The sequence below is a fragment of the uncultured Chloroflexus sp. genome (genome assembly GCF_937129525.1).
Taxonomy (GTDB): Bacteria; Chloroflexota; Chloroflexia; order Chloroflexales; family Chloroflexaceae; genus Chloroflexus.
On the sequence record NZ_CAKZNK010000080.1, the window covers coordinates 1 to 9,808 of the forward strand.

Genomic DNA, 9,808 nt, shown 5'->3' on the forward strand with positions numbered 1-9,808 from the left:
CCTGGATCATTGCGCCAGCATCTGCAACCATTGTTCAGCAGCTTCAGCCGGCAACGGTCGGCCAATATAGTATCCCTGAAAGAGATCGCAACCGGCGTTGAGCAGAGTCTGAAACTGTTCTGCCGTTTCGACTCCCTCGGCGACAACGCGCATACCGAGATGATGACCCAACCCAATGATGGCATCAACCAGATTGCGTTCGATGCTTGCACCTCCTTCACCGAGCTGCGCCACAAACGAACGGTCGATCTTGAGCACATTGATCGGCAAGCGATGAAGGTAAGACAGCGATGAATAGCCGGTACCAAAGTCGTCAATCGCCAGCGTCACTCCGATCTGACGCAATTCGTTGAGCCGTTGCCGCAGATTATCGATCTGTTCCATTAACATACTTTCGGTCAACTCAAGCTCAAGCCATCCGGCAGGCAAACCCGCTTGAGCCAGAATATCAGCTACCACTCTGACAAAATCGGTTTGGGTAAACTGTAATGCCGAGACATTTGCCGCAACCGGCACTATCGGCAACCCTCGTTGCTGCCATTGAGAAAGCTGATGGGCAATCGTCCGCAACACCCAGGCGCCAATCGGCACAATCAGTCCGGTCTCTTCGGCAACCGGAATAAACTGTACCGGTGAAACCGTGCCCAGCTCGGCGCTCTGCCAGCGTAAAAGCGCCTCGAATCCAACCAGGTTTTTGTCGCGATCGACTTTCGGCTGATAGTAGAGCCGCAATTCGTTGCGCTCAATAGCCCGTCGCAGCAGGGTCTCGATCTGAAGCTGCTCGAGTGACGAGTGAGTGATGGCGGCGTCGAAAAACTGAAAGCTATTGCGCAGCGTGCTCTTGGCGCGATACATCGCAATATCGGCAGCGCGTTGTAACGAGATCACATCCGCGCCATCGATCGGGTACAGGCTTGCGCCAATACTGGCGCTCACAAAGATCTCGTGACCGTTGACAAAAAACGGTTCTCGCAGCGACTCGTGCAGCCTGTGCGCCACAGTAATCACCTGCTGCGGCGTTGTAATATCGGGCAAAACCAGCATAAACTCGTCGCCGCCGTGGCGCGCCAGCGTATCAGTCGTGCGCACGCACAACTCAAACCGCCGCGCCACCTGGATCAGCAACATGTCGCCAATCGCATGACCAAGTGTATCGTTTACCTGCTTGAAGCGGTCGAGATCGATAAACAGAACTGCCACCAATGTGTTCTGGCGTCGCGCGTGTTCAATCGCCTGTTGCAAACGATCTTCGAACAAGAGTCGGTTCGGCAACCCGGTCAGCGAGTCGTGATGTGCCTGATAAGCCAGTTTGTGCAGGGTGATGTGCTGTTCAAGGGCGATAGTCGTCAATTGTTCAATCTGATCGATCAATTGCCGATCCTCGGCATCAAGCGGCAGATTGTAGCGACGGCAAAGCAGCAATCCGCCATCGGCATGATCGCGATTGGTGCGGAGCATAATGATCCAGCATCGGTTGAATACATCCAGCGGCATCAAAGACTGGATTCGTTGCCAATCTGGTGAGTCGGTTGTCAGCTCAACAAAGCGTTGCTGACGAAATGGCGAGTGGAGGAGCAAATCGCTCACCCATTGATCAAGCCGTTGCTTATCATCGTGCAAAACGTTGTGGCTGTGGCTCACAAAGATAGCCGCCGAGCGCACCACATACGCTGCGTAGACCAGATCGGGTATTTGCTCACCGATCAATTGCAGCATCTCGCGGACGATAGTTCTGAGATCGTACTGCCGGGCAATCATTTCGAGGACGCGACGACGCGCTAACGCGATCTGCTCAGCCTGATGGCGCGTCGAGACATCCTCTAACGTCAGCACCACGCGCACGCGCTCGCCGATACCAAACCGCACTGCGCGGATCGACAGCCAGACCTCGCCGTTCCCGTTTGCGGCGATTTCGTTCTCGTACCGTTCCAGTTCACGCGCCAGCAGTTGCTCGATCACCTCTGCCAGCACTGCTGCGATACCGGTGCTTGCCTGACAGGCAGCCAGAAACGAAGCGCCTACCACGCAATCCGGCGCGCTTACTTCTAGCAGCGGGCCAAGTTGCAGCCAGCGCACATTGGCAGCCAACACCCGACCATCGTGATCGAGAATGGCAATCGCTGACGGCAGGGCATCGAGCGCCGAATGGAGTAATTGCTGCGTTTCAATCAGAAATTGTTCGGCCTGTTTACGCTCAGTAATATCGTGCAAGACGGCCAGCATCGCCGGCGCCCCTTCCCACTCGATCGGCTCGACGCGCAGATCAACGATCACAACCGACTGATCGGGACGCACAATCTCAGCATCGACCGTCAGGCCGGGTTGCAGGGGAAACCCAAACGGCTTCCCCTGTAACTGCTCGCTTGACCGGCCAAACAGGTGATGCGCTGCTTCGTTGGCAAACAGAATCGTGCCAGAGCGATCAAGCACCAGCAGCGCATTGACATTGTTGGCGACAATAGCCTGCAACGATCGCTGGTCAGGATACGAAGATTGAGGATCAGCAGAACTGGCCTGGTTTAAATCGATATGGTCATGCTGCACCGCGACCATCCCCCCTGCAACTGGCCATTGTCGTAACAGTATGCGCTAACTGGCTGACGGTTTGTCTTGCGCCGCATCAGAACTTTCATCATCACGAAACATTGCGCTTAGTCGATCGATCTCACTCGGCGCAATGTGTGTAAATTGCCCGGACAAAATGCCAGAAATATTGCGGAATGGCCGACCGATGTGCATGCCGCGACTATCGATGGTAAACTCGCGAATATCTTTGTCATGGCTCGAACCACGCATTTTCAGCACTGTCAAGCCACGCCGCATCTCGCCGAACAGTTCAACGTAACGCAAGAGGATGATCGAGTCGGTGATGGTGGAAATGTGCGCTTCGGTAATCGAAGAACCACCGAGCAGGGTCGGCGTGGTCGCAGTATAGAGACCGGCCATCTCCTGATGTTTAATAAACGAGGTCAGGCCGATGACAAATTCGCGGAAACCTTTAATCGTTGCCACGCGCTCGAGCGCCGAGAGGCTATCGACCGCGACCCGTTGAGGGCGGAACCGATCGATCTCGGCCTTCATGAAAATCAGTTGATCTTCGAGGCTGGTCACCTCAGGGTAGTTACAGATCACGCGCAACAAACCATCGCGCTCCATCTGCTCAAAATCGATCCCCCAGCCGATTGCGTTGCGGAAGAGCTGATCGCGGCTCTCTTCAAAAGCAAACAAGAGCGAGCGTTCATTCTGGCGCACGCCGGCAGCCATAAAGGTGGTCGCCATCAGGGTCTTGCCGGTGCCGGTGGCGCCGCTCACCAGCACGATCGAGTCGCGGAAAAAGCCACCGCCACACATGCGATCAAGTTCGGCATTGCCCGAGGTTGTTCGCACACTCGATGAGCGCTGCTTCAGCTCGATGGCCGACAGCGGAATAACGTGAATACCTTCGCCGGGAATGACGGTAAAGGGAAAGCTCCCCTTCTGATGTGAGGTGCCGCGGAACTTGAGAATCTCTACCGTGCGGCGACGCTTCTCGTCTTCGAGCAGGTTGCGCAAAATGACCACATCATCAGAGACAAATTCCTCAACCCCGTAACGGGCAATCTCGCCGTACTCCTGCGTTCGTTCGGCAGTCAGCACTGCCGTGACGCCCAACCGACGCAGCGTACTCACAATTCGCAACAATTCGTTGCGCACCACCCGCGAATCATTGAGGCGCGTGAAGATCGCCCCCAGCGAATCCATCGAGAGGCGTACCGCGCCGATACTGCGCACCGCGTGTTCGATCCGGGCCAGCAGCGCGCCGAGATCATAGGCACCCAGCTCTACCAGCTCCTCTTCGGGTTGCGGAGAGACATCGACGAACGCCCACTTGCCTTCCGCTTCCCAACGGGCAATATCCCAGCCAAAACCCAGCATATTGCGCCGCAGCGCCTCTGGCGTCTCTTCAAAGGTCACGAACACGCCCGGCTCGCCACGCTTGATCCCGGCAGCCAAAAACTGAGCGGCAAAGACCGTTTTGGCACTACCGGCAGTGCCTGAAACGAGCGTAGTTCGCCCTTTTGGCAATCCACCATTGGCGATATGGTCAAAACCGGTTATTCCAGTCGGAAGCCGTTCAATTTGGTCAGCGCACACCGGTTTGCTCCTTACAAATTACACATCAGAGGAGATAAACTACGATTGTGGTGGTAAATTCAACACATTCAACAAATCTTTGACATTTGAAAGATCACCGATCACTCGGCGATGAGGCAACGGTAAACTCTTTATCAGCGTAGGCGTAGCCAGAATTTTCTGTTCTTCCGCCTGCTGCGGGTTAGCCAGCACATCGATAATAGTCAATTCACATTCATAGCCGGCCAGATCGTGCTCGATCATCTGGCGAAGCGTATTAATCGCCCGTTCAGCGCGTGGTGTTTGACCGGCAATGTAGAGATGCAAAACAATCTTGCTCACAGTCTATACTCATCCCGGCAGCAGTTTTCGACAGCCGCCGCTATTCGCGGAAAGAGACTTCCCCAGCCGCTATCGATCGATAATACGATGCCAGATGACCCATTAACTCAAGCAAGAGCAACCGCCCTTCTTCAAAGTATGCCTGCAACTTTTTCGGCGTATGATCTTGACTCCGATCGCGCATTGCCTGGAGGTGAATATCAATCAGGTCACGCGGGGCGGCCCAAATTGAGCCCAGCCATTCACCAAGCTCTCGCAGCGAGCGCGATGGGGCCGGCAAACGATGCACTCGACTGGCCAGGGCTGCTTCGAGCAGCTCACCATACCGGTTCAGCGCCCGCTGAAAGTGTTCCGCGTCGCGCTGGCGGAGCGGCGCCAGCCGTGAACGCGCCATGTCATCAGGGCGCGAGATAGCCTCAACATTCGCCAGCTCGCGTTCCATCTGACGAACCTGTTCGCGCAACATCTCGGCCTCAGCCGCAATTTGCGCTGCGCGGCGTTGTTGCGTGATGTCGTTGTGCGCTACGACCAGCCCCTTCCGCGCGCTGCGCAATGACACAGCGCGCAGGGCAAACCAGCGCGTCTCCTCCGGAGTGGATACTGGATACTCATACGTGAACTCATTCAGTTCACCGGCCAGCACTGCTTGCAAACCTTGCAAGACTGCCGGTCCGCCCGTGCCCGGCTCTGCCGCCGCGCAGATGGCAAAATAGTCGGCTCCCACGCCGATGGTAGACACATCGGTGACGCCATGCCGGCGGCCAAACTCAAGCCATGCCTCATTCACAGCCACAATTTTGCCCTGTTCATCAAGCACCACAATCTCACTCGTCAATGAATTGAGAATGGCAATGCTAAACGCCTCAGCTTCGCGCAAGGCAGCCTCAGCCTGTCGCTCAAAGGTGACATCGCGCAGGGTGATGAGAAGCGCGTCCTGACCCTCCCATTCAATCGACAGAACGCGCATCTCGGCTACGGCAAATTCACCATTTGGACGCAACACTTCCACTTCCGCTCGCTCGCCGACCACTAGCGGAAAACCAAATACCTGCCCCTTCAGTTCGGCGCCATGGCGATTGAGAAGCTGCTCGGCGGCGCGATTGAGAAACCGTACTGTCCCATGCTGATCGACAACGATGGCGCCGTCGGCGTCATGAGCAACAACGGCTCGTAAAAAGTCTTCTGCTTTCGAGCGAGGTTGCGCTTCGATGGCCATCACCTCATTTCTGGGCCTGCATTCAACGGAAAGCCGGCAGGACTACGCGCCATCTAACCACGCGCGTTATTAAACGGAAGTATTCAGCTCCTGGAGAACTTGCCGATGATGTTCTGAGGCTACCTGCTAACCGGGTCTGGATCGACGTGCAATTCCCTTATCTTTCCCGCTCGCTAGCATGATGTATTTATACCGACTCGTTGTCAAGCTTACCGATGTGAAAATTACCACATTAAACCCATTGATCTATTCACTATTATACTGCGCGCAATGCCTGATTGAGATCTGCAATCAGATCGTCGGGATGCTCAACCCCAACCGAGAGACGCACCATGCCCGGCCCAATGCCAAACTCAATCCGTTCTTCGGGATCGACATCGGCATGGGTCATCGTTGCCGGGTGCTCGATGAGCGATTCGGTGCCGCCTAAGCTCACAGCCAGATGAATCAGTTGCAGGTGATTGAGGAACCGAAACGCCTCCGCTTCACCGCCGTGCAAATCGAACGAGATCATTGCCCCCGGTCCCAAACATTGCCGTCGATAGATGTGATACTGCGGATCGTCACTGCTCAGATGACCCAGATAATAGACCCTTGCCACCTTGGGATGGTGAGCAAGAAAATCGGCTACTCGCCGCGCCCCCGCCTGCTGCGCTTCCATCCGCACCTTGAGCGTTTCCAGCGAGCGGAGCAGTAACCAGCCGGTGTGCGCGCCGGACATCGTACCCATGATCGTGCGCATCCCTTTGACCTGGGCGATCAATTCACGGTTGCCCAGGCAAACGCCGGCAATCACATCACTGTGTCCACCGATGTATTTGGTTGCTGAATAGAGCACCAGATCGGCCCCATGGGCCAGCGGATGCTGCCAGAGCGGGCCAAGGAAGGTATTATCAACGGCAGTCAGCACTCGTCGCGGCGCGCGTCTGGCCAGCGCGGCAAAACCGGCAATATCGACCAGCGCATTGGTCGGATTCGCGGGTGTCTCAAGGTAGATCATGCCGAGCGAGTCAAACAAACCGGCGCGCCGCAGTTGAACTTCGACCTGTTCAGGCGCAATACCCGAAACAAATCCAAATCGACGAATACCGAAAGCCGGCAGGATGTGCTTGAGCAAGTAATCGGTGCCACCATAGACCGGCTCACTATGCGCGAGCACATCACCGGGTCGCAGGAAGGTGAGCAGGGTGGTCGTGATTGCCGCCATCCCGCTAGCAAACACCGCCGCCGCTTCGGCCTGATCCCACAAGGTAAGCCGATCTTCGAGAATCTCCAGATCGGGATTGTTGAGCCGGCTATAGATCAGGCCGATCTCTTCGCCTTCGCGAGGGCGACGCAAACCGTAAGCCAGCTCAAAAAAAGCCTTTCCCTCTTCGGCGGTCTGAAAGACAAAAGTAGACGTTTGGAAAATCGGACACTTAATAGCGCCTTCCGAGAGTGCCGGCACGTAACCGTAACTCATCATCAGGCTTTCGGGATGCAACCGGTGACCGTCAATCGTTGTCTGCTTGCTCTGCCTGGTCATCAAACGCCTCCTCGCGTCTAGAGCGTCATCGCCCGTCTATCCTAACAGTAACGATACGCTATAGATGATTAAACCAACCAATCCGCCTACAATGGTACCATTAATGCGGATAAATTGCAGATCGCGCCCAAATTGCAACTCGATTTTGCGCGTTACGTCGGCAGTATCCCAACTATTGACAGTTTGGGTGACAAATTCACCAATTGCGCGCCGATACCGTCGCACCAGGGCCGCCACCAGCGCTGCCAGCCAGCGATCGATCTTGAGACGCCATTCTTGATCGCGCTCTAAGAGGTCGGCCAACCGCTCTACAGCGACAGCAATTGACCGCCGCAACGACGACGAAGGAGCAACACTCTGAGCGAGCAGGGTCAGCTTCAGATCGCGCCAGCTCGCCTGCGCCAGTTCACGCGCGACCGGATGCGCCAGCAGTTCGCGCTTCAATGCTTCCCCCTGCTGTTGCACATTTGGGTCGAATTGCAGATCGACAATCCAGCGATCGATCAGAGCAGTAAACTGCTGGTAGAGCGGATGATCCGGATTTTCGCGCAACTCGCGTAACAGGCGTTGAATGCTCTCAAGGAGCCGCTCATAGATTCGCTGATCGACAATCCGCGGCACCCACGCCGGCAGTTCTCCGGCAATGCGGCGACGGATCTCCGTTTCGTTACTCGCTATTACTTCGGCCAGCAGACTGACCAACTGCATCAACGCATCACGTTGTCGGCCACCAGCCAGTAATACTCCCAACAGCCTGCCGGCTAACGGCGCAGCCGGAATGGTTTCGAGCCGCTGGCTCAACCCACGCGCGAGCGCCTGACTGACATCTTCATCATCAACCACCCGCAACAGGCCGCCTAGCGATTCCGCGACCACGTCGGCCACCTGCTCACCGCGTTTGGGGTGTCGCAACCAGTGCGCCAGCCGGGTAGCCGGATCATGGCGCCGAATCCGTTCGGTGATCTGATCAGGATTGAGAAAGTTCTGATCGATAAAACGGCCAAAACTCACCGCAATTCGCTCTTTGCGGGCCGGGATGATGGCAGTGTGTGGAATTGGCAAACCCAATGGATGGCGGAAGAGGGCTGTTACTGCAAACCAGTCAGCAAAAGCGCCGACCATCGCCGCTTCGGCAAAGGCGCGCACAAATGGCACCCACGGCGCCGCGTCGCGCCAGACACTCGTCAATACAAAGACAATTCCCGCTAAAACCAGCAAACCGGTCGCGGTGCGTTGCATGCGACGCAACTCGACAATACGTTGTTGATCGTCCATACGCGCAAAGCCTGCTTATATCTCGACACTACGGATGGCGAGCGCCCATTCCAGGCATGGTATCATCACCTTGTCCTGCCGCCACAACACGTCAATCATGCGGCTTGCCAGTGCCACTGGCCGCTCACCCGTGTAACGGTTGTTTGCCATGGGGCCATACCAGTATATAATAACGCTATGTTTGCGCGCGAAATTAGTTTAACCGAAACATTTCTGTTCAGTTCGTTACTGCTTGTCGTCGGCCTCGTTCTTGACTGGATGATACGCCCAAGAGTGCGGCGCTGGGCCGATGCCAGCAATCGGATCGTCATTGAAGCCAGCGCCATTGCTCTGGGCGGACAGTTTACCTTCTGGGCGCTGATCGCAATCACGCTGCTTTCTGCCGGCCTCTGGCCGGATCTTACCCTACTTGAGGCGTGGCGACCTGCGCTCGATCTCGCTATCGTCCTGGCAATTACCATCTTCGTCATCCGGCTGATCATCAATCTGGTTGATTCATACCTGCGCCATCGCCAGATTGGGAACATCTCGCTCATCAACAACTTACTGCGCGGGCTGGGAGCGCTGGCCATCGGTGGGACGCTCCTGATCAGCTATGGTATCCCGCTTGGGCCATTACTGACCGTCATTGCCGGATCAAGTCTCGGCCTGACCCTGGCTTTACGCGAACCGCTGGCAAACTTCTTTGCCGGAGTGCAGATCATTGCTTCGAACCGGGTGCGTCCAGGTGATTATATTCGCCTCGCATCCGGTGAAGAGGGTTTCGTTATCGATATTCGCTGGTCTGACACCTACCTGCGCCAGCTTGCCAATAACATCATCATTATCCCCAACGCACAGATGATCACCCAAATTGTGACCAACTTTAGCCGTCCCGAACCAGAGCTGGCCGTGCTGGTCGATTTTGCGGTCGGCGCCGATGCCGATCTAACCCGAACTGAAGCAATTGTATTGGACGTGGCTCGATCCGTTTTAGCCGAAACGCCTGGCGGTGTCGCAACATTCGAACCACTAGTGCGGTTCAACGCGATAGATGCTTCGAGTACTCGCTTCACCGTTGTGCTGCGCGGACAAAGCTTCACCGATCAGTTTCTCTTGCGTCACGAGCTGATTAAACGATTGCGCGAACGGTTGCGCGCCGAGGGGATTGCGCCACCGACTCAGATTGTGCGGTTGCAGAACGAAGAAATACATTAACGGGGCAAACCACAGGGCCGCCCCGTTTCCACCTAAATTCGCGCAAGGCTGAGCAGTCAATCTGACAGCTCAGCCCATATTACCGCAGAGCAGCCGGCACGTAAACGGTATACACCACCTCACCCGGCTCCAGCAAGCGC

Annotated in this window: 8 protein-coding genes; 1 reads left to right on the top strand and 7 read right to left on the bottom strand. The window is 56.0% G+C overall.

Features of this window, described 5'->3' with window-relative positions; genetic code table 11:
• Window positions 1-6: 6 nt before the first annotated feature.
• The 7 genes from Q0650_RS09985 to Q0650_RS10015 form a co-directional block, all read right to left on the bottom strand.
• Window positions 7-2,544, bottom strand: coding sequence for an EAL domain-containing protein (locus tag Q0650_RS09985; RefSeq protein ID WP_298818505.1), 2,538 nt, complete (start codon window positions 2,542-2,544; stop codon window positions 7-9).
• 45 nt (window positions 2,545-2,589) lie between these two features.
• Window positions 2,590-4,134: a circadian clock protein KaiC gene (gene kaiC / locus Q0650_RS09990; protein ID WP_298818507.1), complete on the bottom strand. Its 1,545-nt coding sequence runs from the start codon at window positions 4,132-4,134 to the stop codon at window positions 2,590-2,592.
• 39 nt (window positions 4,135-4,173) lie between these two features.
• The gene (locus Q0650_RS09995) at window positions 4,174-4,455 is read right to left on the bottom strand and encodes a circadian clock KaiB family protein (RefSeq protein ID WP_298818509.1); all 282 of its coding nucleotides are present in this window, start codon (window positions 4,453-4,455) and stop codon (window positions 4,174-4,176) included.
• A gap of 40 nt (window positions 4,456-4,495) precedes the next feature.
• Window positions 4,496-5,671 carry a PAS domain-containing protein gene (locus Q0650_RS10000; protein WP_298818511.1) on the bottom strand — a complete coding sequence of 392 codons (1,176 nt, stop codon included), beginning with the start codon at window positions 5,669-5,671 and terminating at the stop codon, window positions 4,496-4,498.
• A gap of 256 nt (window positions 5,672-5,927) precedes the next feature.
• Window positions 5,928-7,196, bottom strand: a complete 1,269-nt coding sequence (locus Q0650_RS10005; protein WP_298818513.1) for a cystathionine gamma-synthase family protein — start codon at window positions 7,194-7,196, stop codon at window positions 5,928-5,930.
• A 36-nt stretch (window positions 7,197-7,232) separates the two neighbouring features.
• Complete coding sequence (locus tag Q0650_RS10010) at window positions 7,233-8,471, bottom strand: DUF445 domain-containing protein (protein WP_298818515.1); 1,239 nt, start codon at window positions 8,469-8,471, stop codon at window positions 7,233-7,235.
• Between the two features lie 15 nt (window positions 8,472-8,486).
• The gene (locus Q0650_RS10015) at window positions 8,487-8,621 is read right to left on the bottom strand and encodes a hypothetical protein (protein ID WP_298818517.1); all 135 of its coding nucleotides are present in this window, start codon (window positions 8,619-8,621) and stop codon (window positions 8,487-8,489) included.
• A 27-nt stretch (window positions 8,622-8,648) separates the two neighbouring features.
• On the opposite strand from Q0650_RS10015, the gene Q0650_RS10020 reads away from it, so the two are divergent.
• Window positions 8,649-9,668: a mechanosensitive ion channel family protein gene (locus tag Q0650_RS10020; RefSeq protein ID WP_298818518.1), complete on the top strand. Its 1,020-nt coding sequence runs from the start codon at window positions 8,649-8,651 to the stop codon at window positions 9,666-9,668.
• Window positions 9,669-9,808 lie beyond the last annotated feature (140 nt).